The sequence below is a fragment of the uncultured Campylobacter sp. genome, assembly GCF_938045225.1.
Taxonomy (GTDB): Bacteria; Campylobacterota; Campylobacteria; order Campylobacterales; family Campylobacteraceae; genus Campylobacter_A.
The window spans coordinates 1-22,378 of record NZ_CALINL010000010.1 but is presented as its reverse complement, the minus strand read 5'-3'; the positions used below and the strand labels follow the sequence as shown (position 1 = coordinate 22,378).

Genomic DNA, 22,378 nt, shown 5'->3' with positions numbered 1-22,378 from the left:
AGCGAGAACGCTATAAATATACTGCACTTAATAGCGATTTACTCGGCGAGAAAAACAATCCAAACGCAAAACATTCATCGATTTCGCATCCGCGCCTGTATCTATTGCGTACCAGAAAGCCAAAAAGCGTCACGGCCAGATACGGCGCAGAGGCTAGAACGCGAGCTTTTTGACGCCACCGTCAAATGAAAATTAAGCTTAATTTTTATATAATCTACGCTCATTAAAGGATATTTTATGTTACTTTTGAGCCCCGTTTTTTATTACGAAAAGATCCGCGAGAGATTTGCCAACTCCTACCTCGCCGAGGACACGACGCAGACTATCGTCGGTATCGACTGCGAGTATATCAGTAGCGAACAGACCGATTTTGCAGGGCTTAAGAGCTATTTTAAAGCTCAAAAATTTGACGCCCCTTTTGCGGGACTGTTTGGAGTGCTGGGCTACGGCGGGATAAAATATTTTGAAAAAATACCCGAATTTAACGCCTCGCAGTACGATTTCCCCGACTTTTTCTACGCTAACGCCCACGCCTATCTGCACTTTGATAAAAATAGCAAAATTTACAGCTTTTACGGCGATAGCGAGCGGTATTACGATTTTTTAGTTAAATTTAGCGCAGACGACGAAGCAGCCGCCAAGGAACAACGCGCAACAAGACAGAACAAATATAAAATTTTAACCGATTTAGACGGCGAAAAAGAGCATTTTCTAAACATCGCAAAGCGCGCCAAAGAGTACCTAAAAAGCGGCGACGTCTTCCAAGTCGTGCTAAGCGAACAGCTAAAACTAGCCTCGGACATGGATAGCTTGGATTTTTACCGAGCCTTGAGCGAGGCAAATCCTAGCCCATATATGTTTCACTTTCCGACACCTTACGGCGACGTCGCGGGCTCTAGCCCCGAGCTAGTCTGCGAGATCAAAGAGGGCAAAATCTACGTCGCACCTATCGCAGGCACTCGCGGACGCGGCAGGGACGCGATGGAGGATGCTGCGCTCGAGAGCGAACTGCTAAGCGACGAAAAGGAGCTAGCCGAGCACAAAATGCTCATCGACCTCGCCCGCAACGACATCGGCCGCGTCAGCAAGCCAAAAAGCGTCGCGGTCAAAAACGCCATGCGCATAGTGCGCTACGAGAGCGTGATGCACATCGTGAGCGACGTCTACGGCGCGAAGGCGGACGATCTAGACGCATTTGACGCGGTCGGCAGTATCTTTCCCGCAGGCACGCTCAGCGGTACGCCGAAAATCCGCGCCATGGAGATCATCGCCGAGCTTGAGCCCTATAGGCGCAACGCCTACGGCGGCGGCATCGGATTTTTCCACTTTAACGGCGACGCGCAAATGGCGATTTTAATTAGAAGCGCGATATTTGCGCGTAAATTTGACGCTAAATTTGATGCTGGCCGGCATAACCCGCACCTTGACGGCGCAAACGAGTCAAATTTAACGTGCGGCGAGCTTGGTGGAAATTTCGCCGAAATTTTCGTGCAGGCAGGAGCTGGCATCGTGATAGATAGCGTGCCGGAATACGAATATAAAGAAATTTGCAAAAAACGCGCCTCGGTACTAAACGTGTTTTCGAAAAACGCAAGGGAAATTTGACCTGCACGTAGTGCAGCAACCTCTCACGTGCAGTGGTGTTAGAGAGGGCTTGGGAGAGGAAGGGGCGACGCTTCGTAAGTAGAACCCCCTTCCTCTCCCAAAAATTCAGTTTTACAGAAAGTAAATTTTTAAAATATTACTCGCTCAAAGCGGTTACCTACCAAATTTCGGCTTCGCTAACGCTTAGCACGAAATTTGGAGGCGAAAGCTTTTCGGTCGTAAAATTTTAAAAATTTTTTAGAGACAAAATTTAACATTTTCAAGGTGCGGGTCTCGGTGGGTAAATTTGGCTTCAAATTTGAATATAAAACGATAAGGCGAAGTATTTTTCCTTTAGACGAGGCGGATTTAAATTTTACGACGGGAGCTACCTCGTCGGTAGTGACCGAGTAAAATTTAAATCCAACGAAGTATAAAGGAAAAAGACAAGCCGTACAAAAGGAAAGAAATGATTTTATTGATAGACAACTACGACAGTTTCGTATTCAACGTAGAGCAGTATCTACGCGAACTAACCGACGAGGAAGTGCGCTGCGTGCGCAACGACAAGATTACCCTGGATGAGATCCGCAGGCTAAATCCGAGCAAAATCGTGCTAAGCCCGGGCCCAAAACACCCGCAAGATAGCGGCATTTGTTTAGAGATTTTACGAAGCGACATCGCCGCGCCGATCCTTGGTATCTGCCTCGGACATCAGGCGATCGGACTCGTTTACGGCGCAAAGATCAAACGCCTAGAAAAGCCCTATCACGGCAAAACTTCGCTCATAAAAGTCAGCCGCAAAGAGCCGTTATTTACGGGACTGCCGGACGAATTTGAGGTCATGCGCTACCACTCGCTTTACGTGGACGAGCTACCGTCAAATTTGCAGGCCACAGCCGTGAGCGAGGACGGCGTGGTGATGGCGCTTAGCGTGAGAGACAGGCCGATTTTCGGTATCCAGTTTCACCCAGAGAGCTACTTCACGCAGTACGGCAAAAAAATCATCGAAAATTTCATCAACTACGAAGCCACGCCTGCGGCCGAAGTCGCCAAAGAGCCTAAAATCCGCCCGCTCAAGCCGTTTCTAATCAAACTACAAGAAAACGAGCGCCTGGACGACCGCGACTTTGAGCAAATTTGCGAAATCATCGCGAGCAAAGAGTACGAGATCACGCAGCTAGCCGCACTTTTGGTGCTAATCAGCGAAAAAAGCCTCTATCCGCAAAGCCTAGCAAGCCTGGCTAAAAACATCCTAAAATACTCGCAAACATACCGCGATCCTTCGCCGATGATCGACCTTTGCGGCACGGGCGGCGACGGCTTTAAAACGATAAATATCTCGACGACCGTCGCGTTTATCCTCGCAAGCCTTGGCGTCAAAGTCGCAAAGCACGGCAATAAGGCCGTTTCTAGCAAATCGGGCAGCTCGGACGTGCTGGAAATTTTGGGCGTTCATAGCTCAAATTCGCTCCTGCGACAGCGCGAGCTACTAAACGATAAAAATTTAGCCTTTTTCCATGCGCCCTTTTTCCATCCGTTAGTGGGCGAAGTGGGCGAAGTGCGCCAGCGCCTAGGTATCCGCACGGTTTTTAACGTACTTGGCCCGCTGCTAAATCCAAATTTAGCGCTCAAAAATCAGCTCGTAGGCGTCTATCATAAGCCCGTTTTGCGCCTCTACGCCGAGACGCTACAGCTACTAGGACGCGAGCGAGCGCTGGTAGTTCGCGGCGAGGACGGACTTGACGAGATCAGTCTATGCGATGAGACGCGCGTCGTGGAGCTACGAGGCGGACAGATCAGCGAGTACAGCATCACGCCCGAGCAGTTTGGCTTCAAACGGGCGTTTCACAGCGAGATCGAGGGCGGCACGCCTGAGCAAAACGCCGAAATTTTAAAGCAAATTTTAAAAGGCGAGCTGGACGGACCGAAATTTGACGTCGTCGTGCTAAACGCGATGTTTGCGCTATATGCGGCAGGCGTCGCGGATAGCCCCGCGCAGGCAAAAGAGGTCATCCTGAACGCGATAAAAAGCGGTAAAGTTTATCGCTACTTCGAGGACTACATACGAGGCGAAGCGTGACGCTGGTTAAAATTTGCGGTATCAAAACGCCTGCTGAGGCGCGCGACGTGGCGAGTTTGGACGTTGATTTTTTAGGCGCGATATTTGCTAAAAGCAAACGTCAAGTAAGCACTCAGACGGCGCGCGAGATAGCGGACATCGTGCATGCGGTCGGCAAAAAATGCGTCGGCGTTTTTGCCGGGCAAAGCGACTGCGAGATAATGGAAATCTGCGAATTTGTCTCGCTTGACGTCGCGCAGATCCACGGCGAGGTTAGCTCAAATTTGTACGAAAATTTAAAGGCGATGGGGCTAGAGGTTTGGCGCGTCTATAGCGTGCTAGATGCGCTTCCTACAGTAGATACCGCGCTTTGCGATATGCCGCTTTTTGACTGCAAAGGCGAAAATGCCGGCGGCAACGGTATTAGCTTTGATTGGGAAATTTTGCGTGCGGTCAAATTTGATTTCGGCATGGCGGGCGGTATCGGAGAGCACAACGCGCACGAAGCAATCAAATTTAACCCGCGAGTGCTCGATCTAAACTCAAAAGTCGAGGACGAAAACGGTATAAAATCGGTCGACAAAATAAAGAAAATTTTGGAGCTGATAAAGGCGTAAATTTTCAAAAGCAAAAGCAGGATAATAAAAAGTCGGCTTTAAAACAACCGCGTAAAACCGACTTTTACCGCTTTACTCTCTTTTAAAATTAAAAATCTTCACATCGCTTTTCGTATCGTCCTTAAAATAAATTTGCACGGATACTTTTTGGATATTTGGCGCTTCTTTGTATATATTATCAGCATCCGCTTTTACATTGTACGGCTTTGGTAGCTCGGTATCGGGAACGTCTTTGTTGATACCGTAAACGATCTTTTCCACGCCGTCGCCGTACGAGAGGATGTGCGTGAAATAAACTATATCTTTACGGCCGCCGTTAGATAGCCAGTAGCTCAAGGTTTGTTTGAGCATCTTTATATCGCTTTCGGCTTTTGGGTCTAGTATCTCGCCGCTTGGTAGCTTTTTGTACCATTCGTACTTAAAAGGGCCGTTTATATTGCCGTTTCGGTCTTTGTATTTAAACTCTATATACTCTTTTACGACTTGCGCGTCGTCCGGCAATCCAAACCAGTTTTTAGGCTTCTTTTCGCCGCTATCTTGGTAAACTATATCAAAATACCCGGTGCTGATAAACTCCCCCTGCCCGTCTATACGGTAAAAAATTTCAGTCGGTTTGTCTGAAATGTTCGCTACTATTTGATAGCCCTGATTGGTATGTATCCTCTCGATCGTTACCGGATTTTCAAAGATACTTTGACTGATTTTATCCAGCTCCGTTTTACGCTCGTAGATATATTTTATCTGGGCGTTTAGCTCGTCTTTATCGGTAAAGTAGCGCGCTAATTTTCCCTCTTCGTTCAGCTTTAAAAATTTATCCGCATACTCTTTTTCCAGCTTTTTATCGGACATCGTTTGATCCCCTAAAACGGCCTTTGAGTATGCACGCGCCAGCTCGTAGTAAGCCGGCGCAAAATCTGGATTTTGCTTAACGAAATTTGTTAGTTTCTCTGTTTTTTGTTTTCCGTCTTCGAGTAGAATTTTGGCGTAACTATCGATCAAAACGTCATCGTTTTTAAACATTTCGTTGTAAATTTCTTTTGCGCCGGCTTTGCCCTCTTGGATCTTTAAAAACGACTGAAATCTTAAATGCGGATCTAGTTTGCGTTCGCTAAACGAAAAATATTTTACATACGATTTTCTCGCATTTCCGTAATCTCCGCCAAGTTCGTAAATCCTGGCATTATGATAATAATCCTCTTGCGTTTTCGGATTTGCGATGATGCCGCCGCCGTTGCCGATATTTTCGCTTAACTTGTCTATTTTCGTATCAACGTTTTGTATAGCGGATTTTATATTTTTGCTATCTTCTTTTATCTCGGTTACCGTCTGCTTGATCTCGCCAGTATCTTTTTTAATCATGCCGAGCGAATTTTAAATTTTTTCAAGCGGCGGTATGATGCTTGCCAAGTAGCCGTTTTCGCTACCTTTTTCTTCCGCGCTTTGCAGTCCGTACATGGAGCCGGTGGCGATTATGCTTAGACTCGTAAACACCATGATCGGCAAAACCCTTTGCCTTAATCTAGATAGCCCGATATAAGCCAAAAATAGGACGCAAGTGATAATTATGCTAGCACAAAATAGATACTTCGCAAAAAGAGCGATCGGCTGACAAATGTCGGAAATACCGCCGAAAACGGCAGCCAAACCGCCGGCCCAAATTTTATTTTTATTTAATGCTTCTTTTATGGCGCCCATAACTTTATCCTTTGGTTTTTATTTCGTCTTAAATACCTCTTGACTCGCTTACCAAATTTGACCGAAAGCCGCTTTTTTATATCGCCGTAACATATTTGGAATCATATCGTTTTTTACCCTAAATTCAAATTTACGCGCGCTAAAAATACCGTAAAATAAGCCTAATAAAAACTTAAAATGCTAAAATAGAACGAAAATTTAAAGGATACCGATGAATACTAAAGCATATTTCGGAAAATTCGGCGGACAGTTCGTGCCCGAAACCGTGATGTTCGCGCTAGACGAGCTCGAGGACGCATATGAGCGCATAGTAAAAACGGCTGAATTTGAGGCCGAGCTAGACGACTTACTAAAAAACTACGTCGGGCGCCCGAGCCCGCTATATCACGCAAAACGCCTAAGTGAGCACTACGGGCATGAAATTTACCTCAAGCGCGAGGATCTAAACCACACGGGCGCGCACAAGATAAACAACGCCCTAGCCCAAGCGCTTCTAGCCAAAAAAATGGGCAAAAAGAAGGTCTTAGCCGAGACGGGCGCGGGTCAGCACGGCGTGGCGACTGCGACCGCGGCGGCACTGCTCGGCCTTGAGTGCGACGTGTATATGGGCGCGACAGACGTCGAGCGCCAGCAGCTAAACGCATTTCGCATGCAGCTTTTGGGCGCCAGAGTCGTGAGCGTAGAAGAGGGTCTAAAAACCCTAAAAGAGGCCACCACAGCGGCGATCCAAGCGTGGGTAAACGAGATAGAAAGCGCATTTTATGTCATCGGCTCGGCAGTCGGCCCGCACCCGTATCCTAGGATCGTACGCGACTTTCAGAGTATCATCGGCCGCGAGACCAAGGCTCAGCTAAAAGAATACGGCGTACATCCGGACTACGTCATCGCCTGCGTCGGCGGCGGCAGCAACGCCATCGGTATCTTTAGCGCGTTTTTGGACGACGCGGACGTAAATTTGATCGGAGTCGAGGCCGCAGGGCTAGGCGCACACACGCCGTATCACGCCGCAACGCTAACCAAGGGCCGCGCAGGCATCATCCACGGCATGAAAACGATCGTTTTACAAGACGAATACGGCATGATCGAGCCCGTACATAGTATCTCTGCGGGGCTTGACTACCCGGGCGTTGGGCCGGAGCACGCGCACCTGCACGAGAGCAAGCGAGCCGCCTACTACGGAGTCACAGACGACGAGTGTATAAACGCGCTATATCTAACCAGCCGCCTAGAGGGCATCATCCCGGCGATCGAGAGCTCGCACGCGCTAGCGTATCTAGAAAAGCTCTGCCCGAATTTGACGAAAAAAAGCGTCATCGTCGTAAATGTCTCGGGACGCGGCGACAAAGACATAAACACCGTGATGAGCTACGAGAAAGGAAAAATTTATGGCTAAGGTAAAAGACGCGTTCGCGGGCAAAAAAGCAAACATCGGCTACGTCGTGGCGGGATATCCTAGCGTAGAAGCGACGAAGGAGTTTTTATTAAATTTAGACAGCAGCTGCCTGGATCTACTAGAGCTTGGTATCCCATACTCCGATCCACTAGCAGACGGCAAACTCATCGCGCAAGCTAGCTTTGAAACCGCCGCAAAGGGCGTAAATACAGGCACGGTATTTTCCATGCTAGAAGAGTGCAAAGGCAAGATAAATAAACCGGTCGTGTTTTTAGTGTATTTTAACATCGTGTTTGCTTACGGCGTAGAGAATTTTATCGCTCGCTCAAAAGAGGTCGGTATAGCTGGCTTTATCATCCCCGATCTGCCGTTTGAGGAGAGCGAGGAGGTAGCGGGACTGTGCGCTAAATTTGGCCTTGATCTCATCCCGCTAATCAGCGTCACCTCACAAAACCGAGCGGATAAAATTTTAAAATTCGGCTCGGGCTTTATCTACGCGCTCGGCGCTATCGGCGTGAGCGGCTCGCAGCGAGCTAGCGAGGAGAGACTAAAAGCGCTCGTAGAGGATCTAAAAAAAAGAAGTGATCTGCCTGTCGCGGTGGGCTTTGGCGTGAAAAATAAAAACGACGCCGACGAGGTAAAAACCTATGCCGACGGCGCGATAATCGGGACCGAGATAGTAAAGCTCACGGCCAAATTTGAGGGCGAAGAGCTGATAAAGCAAATCAATAAACTTTTTTAAATTTAGCCGCGTTTGCGTTAAATTTAAGTATAATCAAAAAATTTCGTTTAAAGGACGGCGTGATGATGGACGTTGCGGAGCTTGGGATCAAGCATCTGTGCGAGGATACCCTGGGCTACAAGGTAGAGAGCGCAAAGAGCGCGGAAGGCGAATTTTATGGCTCGAGCTTACCGATTTCTAAGAGCAAAGAGGAGTTTCATTTTTATCTTTATTTTAAAAAAGATACGCTAAACCGCTTTGCTAGCGTGCTCCTTGGCGTCGATAAACTAGCCGAAGACGAGCTAAGCGACATCTGCAAAGAGGTGGCAAATCTCGCAATCGGCTACGCTAAAAATCTACTCAACGAACGCGAAGCAAACGCCTATAAACTAGGCACTCCCGAGTATCTAGGTAGGACGAGCTTTCACGTCAAACTAGATGACAAACGCGTCTATAAGATCAAAAATAGAACATTTCAAGTAGGATACAAAAAAGCATGAGCGAAGAACTACAAGAGATAAATGCCGTAGAAACGGCGTTGCAAGGGGTTCAGGAGATGTTGCGAGAGCGCGGCGGGCTTTTTAAAAGCTACGACGAGCTGATGGATATCGGAGTGGATTTTATCTCGGAGCTAGGCACGACGACTATTAGCGTAAAGCAGCTCTTAAAGCTTGAAGTAGGCTCGGTGATCGACCTAGAAAAGCCTGCCGGCGAGAGCGTGGAGCTTTTTATAAACAACCGAATTTTCGGCAAGGGCGAAGTAATGGTCTACGAAAAAAACCTCGCCATCAGGATAAATGAAATCCTCGACTCAAAATCCGTCATCCAGTACTTTAAACGAGAGCAACTATGAGGATTTTCGCGGCGCTTTCGCTGCTTTTCATAGCGCTTTGGGGTTCAAATTTATCCACATATAACGTCTACGAGCGTAGCGACCGCGTCGATATCATGCTTAGCTTTGATGCGCCTTATAGCGGAGCGATCCTGCAAGAGCGCAAGGACGGCGCTATAACCCTACTCTTTAAAGACCTACAAAACGATCAAAATATAGAAAAAAGCGTAAATTCAAGCATACTGCAAGAGCTTTTGTTTGAGCCTAGAGGCCAAAATTTAGCCCTCGTGATAAAAAGCGACACTCAGGTGGCCGTGAGCGCGTCAAAAACCACCGACGGCTTTGGCCTGCGCATACGCGTGACGCCTGAAAATGCGGCAAACTCAGCCGCCGCAACTGTGCTCTCGCCGCAAGAAACTAGAGAAAATATAACCGAAGCGACGAATTTATCCGGCGATCAAAACGCATCAAATTTGACCGCATCTGCTCAAGGTGCTAGCCTAAATTTGGGCGCGCAAAACGGCGACGTAAATTTTATGACGCAGAGTATGAGCGACATGATCGATTATAGATATTACTCGGTTTTGGGCGTTTTGGCGCTACTTTTAGTCGTGCTTTTGGTCATCAAGGCAAAGCTAAAAAATAAGCAAACAATACGAAAAACAAAACGCGAGAACGGCTGGTTTGAGAAGGTAAAAAGCGACGAAGGCGTGGAGATAATCTACGAAAAACCACTTGACGATACGAATAAAGTCGTTCTTTTTCAGCACCTTGATAGACGCTATCTCGTGCTAACGGGTACCTCAAACGTTCTTTTGGATAAATTCGGCGAAGAACAGATGACGAGCGAGCAGGATTTCCAGAGCTTTTTTGAGGAAAATCAAAAAAAGCTAAACGCCTACATCGAAAACCGCCAAACGCTAGACGCGTACAAGGATAAGGCGAGTATAGACTAGATTCGCCTTTTTAAAATTTGATGAAATTTACCGCAAATTTCATCAAATTCCTCCAACAAATTTCACGCAAAACAGATCGCAAAAGTATCCGGCTTGGTCATCTTTTTTATATTTTCCTTTGCCATAAACAGCTCCTTAGCGCCGCAAATTTGCAAAGTGTGGTTAATAAACTCAAACTCCAGCTTCTTATGCGCGCAGTTTGCATCGAGATTTTTAGCAAGCGCAAGGATGAAGCTTAGCCAGCGCACGACGTCTTCGCTCGGTAGCAGGTTTTTAAATCGCTCAAATTCGCTCGAGGTTTTCTTGCCATTTTGTGCGATGATCGCGGCGACTAGACATTTTTGCGCATGCGAAAAGCCGTAGTTTAGGGCATTTAACACAAAAAACGCCGAGCTAGCGTGCTCGCCGTAAAATCCCAAACACTGCGCCACGCTATGCAATCTAGCGGCGACCGCCAGCTCGCTCTCGTATCGCTCCTCAAGCCCATGCAGCGGCTCTAGCGCGGCAAAGAGGTCTTTTGCGTATTTTACGATCATCTTGTTGTCATCTAGCAAAAATCTATCCTGCAAGCTCCTCACACTCGGGTTAAAATTCGGCGGAAATTTACGCGTCGGGCGCAAGATATCGCTCAAAAACACGCCCTCTCTAAAGCCCGCGCCGCTAGTATAGATGTTTTGCGCACCCACAGCATCCACTGCGCCCAAAAATATGAGCGCGCCTTCTCTAATCGTATCGAAGCGATCTTTTTTTATGCCAAATTTCCCAAGCTCCAGCACGCTCGCTCGGGCTAAATTTTCGATGAAGTTTTTGTGGTTTTGAAATTTGTAGGCAAAGTTGTGCACGGTTTTTAGCGGATAGTCTTGCGCCGACATGATGGCCGAAGATATCGCGCGCAGGCTACCGCCGATGGCGACTAGGTTTTTGCTTTTAAAGTTTTTAGGCAAGCTTTTAAATGCCTCTTTGATAAAAGGCGCTGCGGCGTTTAAATTTTTCTTATCGAAAAACAGCTCTTTTAGCCGCACGGTGCCTAAATTTAACGACACGGCATCTATTATCTTGCCGCCGCTAACAAGCGCAAGCTCCGCAGACCCTCCGCCGATATCAAGCGTGACGAACTCCTCTAGGGGTTCTAGCAAATTTAGTGCCGCCACGCCGCCAAACGTCGCTTCATCCTTGCCGCTAACGACCTTTAAATTTATCCCAAGCTCTTTGCGCGCCATACTTATGAGCTCGCCCGCATTCGGAGCGTCACGCAGAGCCGAGGTACCCATAGCGAAAATCTTCGAACATTTGTATTTTTGTGCGATATTTTTAAACTCGCTAAGCGCCTCGCAAGCCTTTTGCATCGACTTTTGGGCTATCTCGCCGCCGTGCTCGTACGCACCCTCGCCCAGACGCACCTTCATCTTAAATTCGCCGATGATGTGAAACGCGTAACGCGAAGTTTTCTCAAAAATCGCCATTCGCATCGAATTTGAGCCTAGATCTATGACGGCGGTTCGTTTTGCCATTTATTTGCCTTTATTATTTTTATTTATCGCTAGAGTGAGGGTTGAGACCGCACCGCTGCGGCCGTCGGTGCGGTTTTTGATAGATACCGAGCCGCCTAGAGCCTGAGCTGCGCCCTTGGCCAAAAATAGCCCGAGTCCCGCTCCGCCCTTATCGCCGAAGCGCTTAAACGGCGCAAAAAGGTCCTTGCTCTCGTCGATGCCGCAGCCCTCGTCTACGACCTCGATGATAAATTCGTTTTCGCTAAGGCGCGAGCGTAGAGTAACCACGGCGCCACGAGGAGAAAATTTGATCGCATTTTGGACGAAATTTTGGATAACGTGCGTTAAAAGCGTCGTTTGTAGCGTCATCTCAAGACTGCTCGGAGCAAAATCGGTCGCAATATCCTTGCCCTCGCCGCGAGCTAAAATTTTAAAATTATTCGCAGATTGATTTAAAAACTCGATGATATCGATGCGCACGGCCTCCTCAAACTGCGCGCCCTCCTGCCGCCCGATCTCCAGGATAGAGCCGATCATTTTGTTCATTTGATTGATGGCTTCGTTGTTGTTTTTGAGCGCTTCGATGTATTTTTCGCTCTCACGTGGTTTTATTAGCGTAACTTCGTTTTTGGTTTTCATCACTGCAAGCGGCGTTTTTAGCTCGTGAGCGACGCCGACGAAAAGCTCCTTTTGATAGAGTACGAACGTCTGAATGCGCTCGATCAAGCGATTTAGGCTTTTGCCTAGCGGCTTAAACTCGGGCGGTAGCTCGTCAAGGCTCACCGCCTGCAAAAATCGCTCGTTTAAATTCGTCATTTTTCTGCTTAAAATTTTGATCGGCACAAGCAGCATCCGCGACAAAAACAGCACGTAAAAAATAATCAGAAGTATCGACGTAGCGTTTACTATGATGATGTCGATTAAAATTTGATCTATAAGTTTACTTTGATGAGTGGTGTCTTTGGTTAGCGCGATACTAATGTCTTCCATATACGGGTAAAATAACGTCAAATGAGTCTTTTGTCCGACTTTTTCAGTTGCAAAATGAGGCGATACGGTCTTGCCCTTTACGAGCTTTGCTTTAGTCGGACTGTCGTTTAGCGTAAAATACTCAAAAGGTTTTTCTATTTTAGATAAATTTGAGCTAGTGGATAAAATTTTAGCTTCGTAAGCTAGCGACTGTGAGATATTTTCGTATATAGTAACCTTGATATACTGATATAAAAGAACGGAGATGATGAGAATTAGCATCGTAGAAGCCGATGCTAATTGCAATATAAACCTATATCTTAGGCTTTTTTGGGAAAGCAAAACCTATACCCGCGTCTTCTGACCGTCTCGATAGTCGAGATATTTAACGGTTTATCCATTTTTTGGCGGATTTGATTGATTGCTACTTCGATTACGTTTGGAGTTACGAGCTCAGGCTCCTCCCAGATCGCGTCTAGTAGCTGCTCTTTGCTGACGATTTGATCGCTGTGGCGCGCAAGGTGAGTTAGTACCTCAAACGGCTTACCTTTTAGCTCGATATCTTGACCTAGATAGGTGATTTTCTCCTCGTCCGGATCGATGATAAGGTCGTCTATCTTGATAACGTTAGTGCCGCCGAAGCGCAGTCTTGCTTCGATTCTAGCCACCAAAACGTCAAAATCAAACGGCTTTTTGATATAGTCGTCCGCACCCGCTCTAAATGCTTTAACTTCGCTATCTTTATCGTCTTTAGCAGATAGTACGACTACTGCGGTGCGCGGGGATTTGTGTTTGATGATGTTGATTAGATCCACGCCGTCGCCGTCAGGCAGCATCCAATCGGTCAAAACCAAATCGTAATTTCTAATACCGATGTAGTATTCGGCATCCTTGAAATTCTCCGAGCTGTCGGTCTGGTAGCCGAACTCTTGCAAGCCCTCGGCGATGGTTTTGTTTAGAGTTACCTCATCTTCAACTATTAAAATTCTCATTTTTTCCCTTCAGTAAAATTTGTTGGGATTGTAGCATAAATTAAGCAAGATTTCAAGATACTTTAAAAAAAATTTAATATTTAAACTCAGCTCTTGCGCCAACCGTCGCATTTTTGGCGATCTCGATTTTTAAAATTTCCATTTTCAAAAAGCTAAGCGAGTTAAATTTTTCCTTCAACTTTTTTGCGCAAATTTCAAGCGAGCTCTCTACGGTGCCAAATTTTTCTTGCGCGTAAATTTCCTCGATCAAATTTATCACTTCCACGTAGTCTATAAACTCGCCGCTTTCAAATTCCGCGCTCACTCTTACCTTTTGCGGCGTCACGCGCTCAAAATCAAGTAACCCGATGATCGTGCTAAATTCGTAGTCTCTGATAATGGTCGTCAAATTACGCGCTTTTCTTGCCCGGTTATTAGGCGTTTGATGTTTGGCAAATGCTTATAAACGACCAAAAACGCGATCAAAAATATCGGCGCATAGGAGTCGATATCAGGGATTTGCGGCTGAAGCGCAAAAGTCGCTACGATAAACGCCACAAGCGCGGCTAGCGAGGCTAGCGAGGAGATCTTAAGCAGCTTGCCCACGACAAACCAAACCCCAAGCGCGATAGCGATCTCAAGCGGCAAAAAGACCGCTAAAACGCCAGCCCCCGTGGCTATGCCCTTACCGCCTTCAAATTTCAAAAACGGCGAATAGCAGTGACCAAGCACCGAAAGTACCGCCATCGCCCAAAGCGTCGCAGGAGCAAGGCCTAAAAATTTCGCAATCAGTATCGGCAAAACGCCCTTTAAAACGTCGCAAACGATGGTTAAAATCGCGATTTTTTTAGCGAGTTTGGGATCTTTTTGCTTTAGCACGCGCAAGACGTTGGTCGCGCCGATACTGCCGCTGCCTTCGCTTCTGATGTTTACTCCGCCAAAGATATAAGCCAAAATCACGCCCGAGGGGATACCACCTAGCAGATACGCCGCGGCGTAAGCTATTAAATTTTCGTTCATCTTTTATCCTGATTTTTGTTTCGATTTCGCAATATTAATTAAATTCGGCTGATTTTTTGATAAATCGGTCGTTTTAAAGGGCGACAAATTTGTAAATTTTGCTAGCCGAGACCCGCACCTTTAAGGTACGACACAGCTTTGCTGACGCAAAGCGTCGCGGGTTTTTGAGTCCAAATTTGAATATAAAAGGATAAGGTGCAGGATTTTTGCGTTTAGACGAGGCGGATTCAAATTTTACAACGGGAGCTACCTGGTCGGTAGTGACCGAGTAAAATTTAAATCCAACGAAGTATAAACCAAAAAGACTAGCCACTATTTCCAAAGAAGATAGAGCTTTTCGTCGTATATATCGCTACCCTTCGGACTAACCTCCACCTCTGTCACTTCCACGTTTTGCACATCGTTTTTGGCTTTTAGCTCGCTGGCGTCTTCTTCAAATTTCGCCATCAGCTCCTCGATCTGCGCGTTTAGCTGGGCGACTTCTTGCTCGCTTAGTTTCACGTCGCTGCGCTCTTTTAGCACGCTGTTTGCCGAGCGCGCGGAGGTCGCGACCTTGCCGATGTTGCCACTACTTAGCAGCCCTTTGCCAAAAATCGCGCCCAAAATGCTCGCGCCCACCGAGATCGCCGTCTCGATGCCTTTGCTTTTAAAGTCTCGCTGCTCTTTTTCCAGCTTTGCGACTGAGCGGTTTAGCTTCTCTTCTAGCCGAGCTTTTTGCTTGTCGAATTCCGCCGTGAGCTTAGCCGTTTGTGCCTCTAAAATTTCGTTGCATTTATCGGCCAAACGGACGTAAAACTCCTCCTTGCTCTCACCCGGCGCCGAGCTTAAATTTAATGCACTAAAGAGCCTAAGCTTGTAGTTTCTATAGATAAATTCTTTGAAATTTTTGGTTAGATCTTTGAAATTTTTAGCCCCCGCGACAAAGCCCGGTAGCGGCGCGTAGGAGAGCTTGAAATTTGGCTCCGAAACTGCGGTAAAATGCATATTTTCGCTAGCTTCGCTCCAGTCGGCGCTTTTTTGAGCTTCATCCAGCCTTAGCGTGAAATTTACCTCGCGAACCTCGTCAAGCCCCTTTTTAGCGTCATAAAATCGCACTTTGGCTTCACCGTAAAGATATCCCTCCAGCTCGCCGCCCTCCTGCAAATTTGAGCTTGCGGCGTAAAGTTGAGCGATATCGGGCGACAGAACCGGTTTGGCGGCGAAATTTGAGCTTTTTGCCAGGCTTGACCCGCTCTTTTGCTCTTTCATCAAATTTGAAATTTGCTCGCGGCTAAGCGGTCCTTTTAGGTAGCTCAGGGCCCAGCGCGTCGAGATGACGGATAGCCCGTCCTCGTGGATGTTTTTTAGTAGGAAGTTGCGCTTTTGCAAATTTGAGATGAGATTTTCTATCTCGCCTTTATCCATCGCAGAGCCCGCAAGCCCCGTCATACCGTCGATCACGCGCGCTTTGTCCTGCGCGGTTTGCAAGCGCCCGATGAACCACGTGCCGATGTTGCTAAGGCCTTTGTAGTCTAGATCGACCGGGTTTTGAGTGCTCAGTATCACGCCAAGGCCGTGCGCGCGGGCTTGCTTGAGTAGAGTTAGCATCGGGGTTTTAGACGGCGGGTTGCCGTTTGGCGGGAAAAATCCGAAAATCTCGTCCATATAAAGCACCGCGCGAAGCGAGCTCGTACCCTCGGTCTTGCGCATCCACGCGATGATCTCGTTTAGTAGCAGCGTCACGAAAAACATTCTCTCGCCGTCTTTTAGATGCGAGATCGTAAAGATATTGCACTTTGCCTTGCCGTTTGCGTTAAAAAGCATCTTTGAGATGTCTAGCCGCTCGCCGCTTAGCCACGCGCGAAAATCTGGACTTGCAAGTAGCGTGTTGATCTTGACCGCTAGTTTCATACGCTCGGAGCTCGGGTAAAATTTCTCCACGTCAAATACGCCGATCTTAGCAAACGGAGGCGTCGCGATAAAGCCGATGAGCTCCTCTAGGCTCACGTCCGCGCCCTGGCCAAATTTATCGATAAAAATGTTTGAGATGAGCAGGTGTTCTTTTGAGTTTACGTCGTTTTCTATGCCAACGAGCGAGAGCACGGAGCTAGCCAGAGAGCCGACGTACTCGCTAAACTCCTCGCTGCCTACGTCTAAACTCGGACGGGCAAAATCCCCGAGCAGCGCCACGCCGACGCCGCTACTGCTCTTTGGAGTGTAAATTTTTAGCTCGGCGCTATCTTTAAAAAGTCCCACGCGCTCTAAACTTTGAAACGAGCCTTCGATGCCTTTTGTCCACGTCTGCGCTTCGCTAGCGGCAAATTCATCCACGCTCATGCCTTTATTTTGCGCCTCGTTTTCATCGACGTACGGCGCAAAATCCTGCGCGCGCATCTGCGGGAAGGCCAAGGCAAGGTTTGTCATATCGCCCTTTGGATCGATGATAAAGGTCGGGATGTTGTCGATGCAGGCTTCTTCTAGGATGCCGATACCAAGGCCGGTTTTACCGCTACCGGTCATGCCGATGATGGCCGCGTGCGTCGTAAGGTCTTTGTTTTTATAAAAAAACGGCTCTTTGTCTTTGAGTCCGACGTAAAATAGCTTTAAATTTTCTTGGATGGTTTTCATGTGCTTCCTTGTAAATTTTGGGCTATTTTACTGATTTTTGATTAAATTTCGGGTGAAGCTACGGGGTAAATTTAAAATCGAAGCGGGTAAAATTTAAAAAAGGCAAGCACAAAGCTCGCCTTTTAGTTTTGCGTTAAATTTATTGGTAGGTTTTTAGCTGTTCGTTTAGCTCTTCGAGCGTCTCTTTTACGCGTCTTTTGGTAAATTTCGCGATATCTTCGCCTGCACCGTCTTTATCGGCTAGCTGACAACAGTATCTCATCGCGCCTTTGTATCTTAAAGCAGCGACTAATTTTAAATCCGTATCTATGTCTATGTTTTTATGAGAACCGCTTGCCTCGTCTAATATACATAGCTTAAATTTGGCGTTTATAGACTCGCCCTCTTTAAACCCGCCGTCATCTAAACTAACGACGGCAAGACCGCCCCTTGAGATATCGTATAGGTTGCCCTGTATTTCGCTACCGTTTTGCGTCAAGATTACCTTAGTATAGCGATCGGGATAAACGCGCTGATGTTTTCTTAAATTTGCATGTAAATTTTGCATATACGTGAAATTTTGTAGCGTTACGGTCAAATTTGCAAGGTCAAAGCCGACGATATCAGCCCTTAAATTTTCGGAAAAATATTCATCGCGTACGACATAGGCGTTTTTTTCCTCTTTCATGGCCAAAATTTGCTCTAGCGTTACTTTACAGACGACGCTATCATCCTCTGCGTGCTCTATTTCGCCCATACACTCGACTTTTACGCCGTTGTAAAGATTTAAAAAGTGCACCTGACGGTTATCTTTTAACACTTTAGCAAATACATTTACAGCGTCCTCGCGCATAAAAGAGCTATCGTTATAGATATTATTCATTTGAAATTTGATTCCTTCCGAATAAATTTAAATTTTAAGTTAGATTATAGTAAAAAATCCTTATTTTTTTATTTAATTATTGATATTTTATATTGAATTTTATGATATTTTTAATGTAGATAAACTAAGAAAAAGGGCGAGAGCTCGCCCTTAAATTTGGATGATTATAGTTTGTCTGCGTTGTGAGATAGGTAGTCTGCGACGCCTGCGGTATCAGCTTTCATGCCTTTATCGCCTTTGTTCCAGCCGGCAGGGCAAACCTCTCCGTTCTCGTTCGTAAATAGCATGGTATCTACCATTCTTATCATCTCGTCGATGTTTCTGCCAAGCGGAAGGTCGTTGATAACCGCATGGCGAACGGTGCCGTCTTTATCAAGTAAGAAGCTACCGCGAAGAGCGACGCCAGCGTCTTCTAAAAGTACGTCAAAACCGCGAGCGATAGACTTCGTCATATCAGCTACTAGCGGGAAGCGAACTTGGCCGATACCGCCCTTGTTTACCGGAGTTTCTTTCCACGCAAAGTGAGAGAATTGGTTATCTGTCGAAACGCCGATAACTTCGATACCGCGAGCTTTAAACTCATCGTATCTTTTATCAAACGCGATGATCTCGCTAGGGCAAACAAATGTAAAGTCCATAGGGTAGAAAAATACTACTGCGCCCTTCTCGCCGATATTTTTATATAGGTTGAAATCATTTACGATCTGATTGCTTCCTAAAACCGCTGCAGCTGTAAAATCAGGTGCTTTTTTTGTTACTAACATTTTTTCTCCTTAATAATTTTTATTTGTAGCGAAATTATATCATCTAAAGATTAAAAAGAGCTAAAAATTTAACGTTTTCGTTTTAAAATTTAACACAAAAATTTAATATCAAATTTACTTAGTTTTTGATATTCTTGCGAAAATTTTGACCAAAAAGGATAAAAAATGGCAGTAAAAATAACAGACATCTGCATAAGCTGCGGCTCATGCATCGACGAGTGTCCGACGAGCGCTATCGTAGACGACGCGGATAACCCGACTGGCGAGGACGCATACTACGTCTATGCCGATAAATGCGTCGAGTGCGTAGGATTTAACGACGAGCCTGCATGCGCCTCAGCCTGCCCAACCGACGGCTGCATCGTTTGGGACGCTCCTTATGCAGGACAGCCGTCTCGCACCGAGATAACCGCCGATATGAGGACTGGCGCCACGGCCGTCATCTCGTAAACTCCGCACTTAAGCCCTTTTGCGGGGCTTATTTTGAAATTTAATTTTTTTTTGATATAATCACCGCCTTATAAAAACCACAAAAAGGAAATTTTATGCAGCAAACGCTTTCTATTATTAAGCCTGATGCCGTAAAAAAGGGCGTTATCGGAAAAATCGTGGATAGATTCGAAAGCAACGGACTAAGAATCGCCGCTATGAAAAAAGTCAAACTAAGCACATGCGACGCAAAAGCTTTCTATGCAGTTCACAAAGACAGACCTTTCTTCAACGATTTGGTTGATTTTATGGTGAGCGGACCGGTCGTAGTTATGGTTCTTGAGGGCGACGATGCGGTAGCTAAAAATCGCGATCTAATGGGCGCAACAAACCCAAAAGAAGCAAAACCTGGCACTATTAGAGCCGACTTTGCAGAGAGCATCGACGCAAATGCCGTTCACGGTAGCGACAGCCTAGAAAACGCTAAAAACGAGATCGCATTTTTCTTTGCAACAAGAGAAATTTGCTAAATTTAGGTTAAATTTTGAAAATATCTTTCGCCAAAATCACAAATAATCAAATGCCGTTCGAGCTAAACTCGGACGGGCTAAATTTTAACGGCGAACTCAAAAGAATAAACCAAAATTTAGTTAGTTGCAAAGGTAATATCGTAGGCGAGATAGCTCACAACTGCGACCGATGCGGCGAAGATATAAATTTAAAGCTTGATGAAGACGTAAATTTAATATTAAGCGACGGAATTTATAAAGATAAAGAAGAAAACCTCGACGATGTAGTCGAGTTTTTCGACGGTTTTATAAATTTAGAAGAAGTATTGACAAGCGAAATAGAAGCTTTTAAAAGCGATTATTTTTATTGTGATAAATGTAAAAATCTATAAATATAAAGGAGAATAAAATGGCAGTACCTAAACGAAGAGTAAGTCATACTCGCGCGGCAAAGAGAAGAACGCACTACAAAGTAACGCTTCCGGTTCCCGTAAAAGATAAAGACGGCTCATGGAAAATGCCTCACCGCGTAAATAAAACTACCGGAGAGTATTAATACAAATGACCAGCATTTGCATTGACGCGATGGGCGGCGACTTCGGTCCGCAACCTATTATCGGCGGCGTGATCGAGGCTTTAAAAGAAGTAAAATTCGAAGCCGTTTTGGTAGGCGATACGAAAATTTTAGAAAGCCTCGTTCCGCAAAATTTAAAACAATACGTAAAATTTATTCAGGCCGACGAGGTCGTTTCTATGGGCGACGGCGCCACCGATGCGTTAAAGCGAAAAGAAAGTAGTATTTTTAAGGCTATCGAGCTACTTAAAAATAAACAAACTATGGCCGTAGTTTCGGCGGGACACAGCGGAGCTACGATGAGTCTTGCGACGCTTCGAGTCGGGCGACTAAAAAACGTCTCTCGTCCGGCGATAGCGACGCTGATGCCAAACGTAACCGGCGGCAATACGTTAGTTTTGGACGTCGGCGCAAACGTAGACTGCAGGCCCGAGCATCTATTTCAATTTGCGATAATGGGCGAAGCTTACGCAAAAGAGATTTTAAAAATAAAATCCCCCAAACTAGGACTTTTGTCTAACGGTGAAGAGAGCAGTAAAGGCAACGAGGCGACGAAAGAAGCCTTTGAAATGATCTCAAAACTCGACAGCTTCGTGGGTAACGCCGAAGGAAATCAAGTCTTTGACGGAAGCGTCGATGTCGTTATTTGCGATGGATTCGTCGGAAATATCCTACTAAAAACAAGCGAAGGCGTAGCCGACGCTATAACAAAAATCATCAAAAAACACGTTAAAAAATCCCCGGTCGCTATAGCAGGCTCGCTTCTCATGAAAAAAGTTTTTAAAACTCTAAAACAGCAAGTCGATTATGACGAATACGGCGGCGCGCCGCTACTTGGCGTGAACGGCTGCGTCATAATAAGCCACGGTAAAAGCACACCAAAAGCTATCAAAAATGCGATATTTCAAGCTCTAAAATTCGCAAACTCCGATATAAATAAAGTCATTGAAGACGAGCTTTCGCACTTCGCAAAATGAAATTACAAAGAAAAATTTAATGCCAAAAGCCTCGCTAATATCCATAGCCGCATATGCTCCGCCTAAAATTTTAACAAATTTCGACCTTGAAAAAATGGTGGAAACCAACGACGAATGGATAGTTAAACGTACCGGCATCAGCCAAAGACGCATAGCGCAGAATGAAGATACGAGCGATCTTGGCACGAAAGCGGCAAAAATAGCGCTTGAAAGAGCAAATTTGACCGCAAAAGATATCGACGCGGTTATCTGCGCGACTATCTCGCCCGATCACTTTTGTATGCCTTCGACGGCGTGCAAGATCGCTAAAAATTTAGGTATAAATGCCATTACGGCATTTGACATAAGCGCGGCGTGTACGGGTTTTATTTATCTGCTCGAGCTTGCAAAATCGCTAATTGAAAGCGGAAGCAAAAAAAACGTATTGATAATCGGAGCCGAAAAGCTAAGTAAAATCGTAGATTGGACCGATAGAACGACTTGCATACTATTTGGCGACGGAGCAGGTGCCGCGGTCGTAAGCGCAGCCGAAGAAAACGAGATCATCGACGTTCACACCGCAGCCGACGGCAACTACGCGAACCTACTCATAACGCCAGGTGGCGAAGAGAAATTTATCAAGATGTCGGGCAACGAAGTCTTTAAAATCGCCGTCCAGACGCTAACCAAAGACGTCGTAGATATCCTGGAAAAAAATCAAATTTCAAGCGATAAAATCGATCTTTTTATACCTCATCAGGCAAATTTACGCATCATTGAAGCAGTCAAGCAACGCTTAAATTTTACAAACGAGCAGTGCGTCGTAACAGTTGGAAAATACGGCAACACAAGCTCAGCTTCCATACCTATGGCGATGAATGACGCATACGAAGCGGGCAGACTTAAAAAAGGCGATTTGCTTTTACTGGACGCATTCGGTGGCGGCTTTACTTGGGGTTCGGCTCTACTTAAATTTGGCGGCAAAACCGCAAATAATTTTTAATCTCGCAGTTAAAATTTAAATCTTACGCTTAAATTTATCAAAACCAAAAATCGATTCCATAATCCTTAGTATAACCACCGCATAGCTTACGATCGACCGATTACACTTGACAAAAAAGCTAAATTTAGCTCGGCAGAGGTATAATACAAGAAATCACGGAAGGCAAAAAATGGTAGTCAGTAAAATCTACGAAATCAACTCTTGCGACGATATGGAGCTGGGTGTTAAACGCTCTACGAAATTAAACTTCAAACTGTGCCACGATGACGATAAGCCGGTTAACGCCATAGTTTTTATAGTGCCTGGATGCGGCGGCGACGTCGATAAAGCATATAGAGACCACCTAGCCGAATTTACGGCGAGA

25 protein-coding genes are annotated in these 22,378 nt (G+C 46.0%); 15 read left to right on the top strand and 10 right to left on the bottom strand.

Annotation, left to right across the window (positions count from 1 at the left end; all coding sequences use genetic code 11):
* The first annotated feature begins 237 nt into the window (after window positions 1–237).
* The 3 genes from Q0200_RS00625 (at window position 238) to Q0200_RS00615 (ending at window position 4,263) form a co-directional block, all read left to right on the top strand.
* Window positions 238–1,605, top strand: coding sequence for an anthranilate synthase component I family protein (locus Q0200_RS00625; protein ID WP_297936597.1), 1,368 nt, complete (start codon window positions 238–240; stop codon window positions 1,603–1,605).
* Window positions 1,606–2,053: 448 nt separating this feature from the next.
* Window positions 2,054–3,667: an anthranilate phosphoribosyltransferase gene (gene trpD, locus Q0200_RS00620; protein ID WP_297936595.1), complete on the top strand. Its 1,614-nt coding sequence runs from the start codon at window positions 2,054–2,056 to the stop codon at window positions 3,665–3,667.
* A complete protein-coding gene (locus tag Q0200_RS00615; RefSeq protein WP_297936593.1) occupies window positions 3,664–4,263 on the top strand; it encodes a phosphoribosylanthranilate isomerase in 600 nt (199 codons plus the stop codon). Before trpD ends, Q0200_RS00615 begins: the two co-directional genes overlap by 4 nt.
* 72 nt (window positions 4,264–4,335) lie before the next feature.
* On the opposite strand, the gene Q0200_RS00610 is transcribed toward Q0200_RS00615, so the two are convergent.
* Window positions 4,336–5,622 (bottom strand): hypothetical protein, encoded by a 1,287-nt coding sequence (locus Q0200_RS00610; RefSeq protein WP_297936591.1) that lies wholly within the window; start codon window positions 5,620–5,622, stop codon window positions 4,336–4,338.
* Window positions 5,623–5,634: 12 nt separating this feature from the next.
* Complete coding sequence (locus tag Q0200_RS00605) at window positions 5,635–5,958, bottom strand: hypothetical protein (protein WP_297936589.1); 324 nt, start codon at window positions 5,956–5,958, stop codon at window positions 5,635–5,637.
* A 211-nt stretch (window positions 5,959–6,169) separates the two neighbouring features.
* Between Q0200_RS00605 and trpB the strand changes: the two genes are divergently transcribed.
* From trpB to Q0200_RS00580, 5 genes are all read left to right on the top strand, one after another.
* A complete protein-coding gene (trpB, locus tag Q0200_RS00600) occupies window positions 6,170–7,351 on the top strand; it encodes a tryptophan synthase subunit beta (RefSeq protein ID WP_297936587.1) in 1,182 nt (393 codons plus the stop codon).
* Entirely contained in the window at window positions 7,344–8,093 is a 750-nt protein-coding gene (gene trpA / locus Q0200_RS00595; RefSeq protein ID WP_297936585.1) for a tryptophan synthase subunit alpha, read from the top strand. The genes trpB and trpA overlap by 8 nt, the downstream gene beginning before the upstream one ends.
* Window positions 8,094–8,158: 65 nt before the next feature.
* The gene (locus tag Q0200_RS00590; RefSeq protein WP_297936659.1) at window positions 8,159–8,572 is read left to right on the top strand and encodes a chemotaxis protein CheX; all 414 of its coding nucleotides are present in this window, start codon (window positions 8,159–8,161) and stop codon (window positions 8,570–8,572) included.
* Window positions 8,573–8,628: 56 nt separating this feature from the next.
* Complete coding sequence (gene fliN, locus Q0200_RS00585) at window positions 8,629–8,925, top strand: flagellar motor switch protein FliN (protein ID WP_297936657.1); 297 nt, start codon at window positions 8,629–8,631, stop codon at window positions 8,923–8,925.
* The gene (locus tag Q0200_RS00580) at window positions 8,922–9,860 is read left to right on the top strand and encodes an excinuclease ABC subunit A (protein WP_297936583.1); all 939 of its coding nucleotides are present in this window, start codon (window positions 8,922–8,924) and stop codon (window positions 9,858–9,860) included. Before fliN ends, Q0200_RS00580 begins: the two co-directional genes overlap by 4 nt.
* A 62-nt stretch (window positions 9,861–9,922) precedes the next feature.
* On the opposite strand, the gene Q0200_RS00575 is transcribed toward Q0200_RS00580, so the two are convergent.
* From Q0200_RS00575 to Q0200_RS00540, 8 genes are all read right to left on the bottom strand, one after another.
* Window positions 9,923–11,371, bottom strand: coding sequence for a Ppx/GppA phosphatase family protein (locus tag Q0200_RS00575; protein WP_297936581.1), 1,449 nt, complete (start codon window positions 11,369–11,371; stop codon window positions 9,923–9,925).
* Window positions 11,372–12,601: a HAMP domain-containing sensor histidine kinase gene (locus Q0200_RS00570; protein ID WP_297936655.1), complete on the bottom strand. Its 1,230-nt coding sequence runs from the start codon at window positions 12,599–12,601 to the stop codon at window positions 11,372–11,374.
* 38 nt (window positions 12,602–12,639) lie between these two features.
* Window positions 12,640–13,311 (bottom strand): homeostatic response regulator transcription factor HsrA, encoded by a 672-nt coding sequence (hsrA, locus tag Q0200_RS00565; protein WP_002947350.1) that lies wholly within the window; start codon window positions 13,309–13,311, stop codon window positions 12,640–12,642.
* Window positions 13,312–13,384: 73 nt separating this feature from the next.
* Window positions 13,385–13,699, bottom strand: coding sequence for a dihydroneopterin aldolase (locus Q0200_RS00560; RefSeq protein ID WP_297936578.1), 315 nt, complete (start codon window positions 13,697–13,699; stop codon window positions 13,385–13,387).
* On the bottom strand, window positions 13,696–14,310 hold the full coding sequence (gene plsY / locus Q0200_RS00555) for a glycerol-3-phosphate 1-O-acyltransferase PlsY (RefSeq protein WP_297936576.1): 615 nt from the start codon (window positions 14,308–14,310) through the stop codon (window positions 13,696–13,698). The genes Q0200_RS00560 and plsY overlap by 4 nt, the downstream gene beginning before the upstream one ends.
* A gap of 312 nt (window positions 14,311–14,622) precedes the next feature.
* Window positions 14,623–16,917, bottom strand: a complete 2,295-nt coding sequence (locus Q0200_RS00550; protein WP_297936574.1) for a DUF87 domain-containing protein — start codon at window positions 16,915–16,917, stop codon at window positions 14,623–14,625.
* A gap of 139 nt (window positions 16,918–17,056) precedes the next feature.
* Window positions 17,057–17,779 (bottom strand): PilZ domain-containing protein, encoded by a 723-nt coding sequence (locus Q0200_RS00545; RefSeq protein WP_297936572.1) that lies wholly within the window; start codon window positions 17,777–17,779, stop codon window positions 17,057–17,059.
* A 164-nt stretch (window positions 17,780–17,943) separates the two neighbouring features.
* A complete protein-coding gene (locus Q0200_RS00540; protein WP_297936570.1) occupies window positions 17,944–18,543 on the bottom strand; it encodes a peroxiredoxin in 600 nt (199 codons plus the stop codon).
* A gap of 165 nt (window positions 18,544–18,708) precedes the next feature.
* Between Q0200_RS00540 and Q0200_RS00535 the strand changes: the two genes are divergently transcribed.
* From Q0200_RS00535 to Q0200_RS00505, 7 genes are all read left to right on the top strand, one after another.
* Window positions 18,709–18,993, top strand: coding sequence for a 4Fe-4S dicluster domain-containing protein (locus tag Q0200_RS00535; RefSeq protein ID WP_185897990.1), 285 nt, complete (start codon window positions 18,709–18,711; stop codon window positions 18,991–18,993).
* Window positions 18,994–19,088: 95 nt separating this feature from the next.
* Window positions 19,089–19,502 carry a nucleoside-diphosphate kinase gene (gene ndk / locus Q0200_RS00530; RefSeq protein WP_002952387.1) on the top strand — a complete coding sequence of 138 codons (414 nt, stop codon included), beginning with the start codon at window positions 19,089–19,091 and terminating at the stop codon, window positions 19,500–19,502.
* Window positions 19,503–19,516: 14 nt separating this feature from the next.
* Window positions 19,517–19,873: a YceD family protein gene (locus Q0200_RS00525; RefSeq protein ID WP_297936565.1), complete on the top strand. Its 357-nt coding sequence runs from the start codon at window positions 19,517–19,519 to the stop codon at window positions 19,871–19,873.
* Between the two features lie 17 nt (window positions 19,874–19,890).
* Window positions 19,891–20,037: a 50S ribosomal protein L32 gene (rpmF, locus tag Q0200_RS00520; RefSeq protein WP_002943740.1), complete on the top strand. Its 147-nt coding sequence runs from the start codon at window positions 19,891–19,893 to the stop codon at window positions 20,035–20,037.
* Window positions 20,038–20,042: 5 nt separating this feature from the next.
* Window positions 20,043–21,032: a phosphate acyltransferase PlsX gene (plsX, locus tag Q0200_RS00515; RefSeq protein WP_297936562.1), complete on the top strand. Its 990-nt coding sequence runs from the start codon at window positions 20,043–20,045 to the stop codon at window positions 21,030–21,032.
* A gap of 19 nt (window positions 21,033–21,051) precedes the next feature.
* A complete protein-coding gene (locus Q0200_RS00510) occupies window positions 21,052–22,014 on the top strand; it encodes a beta-ketoacyl-ACP synthase III (protein ID WP_297936560.1) in 963 nt (320 codons plus the stop codon).
* A gap of 169 nt (window positions 22,015–22,183) precedes the next feature.
* Window positions 22,184–22,378 (top strand): DUF2920 family protein (locus tag Q0200_RS00505; protein ID WP_297936558.1); only part of this gene is annotated, 195 nt, incomplete at its 3' end.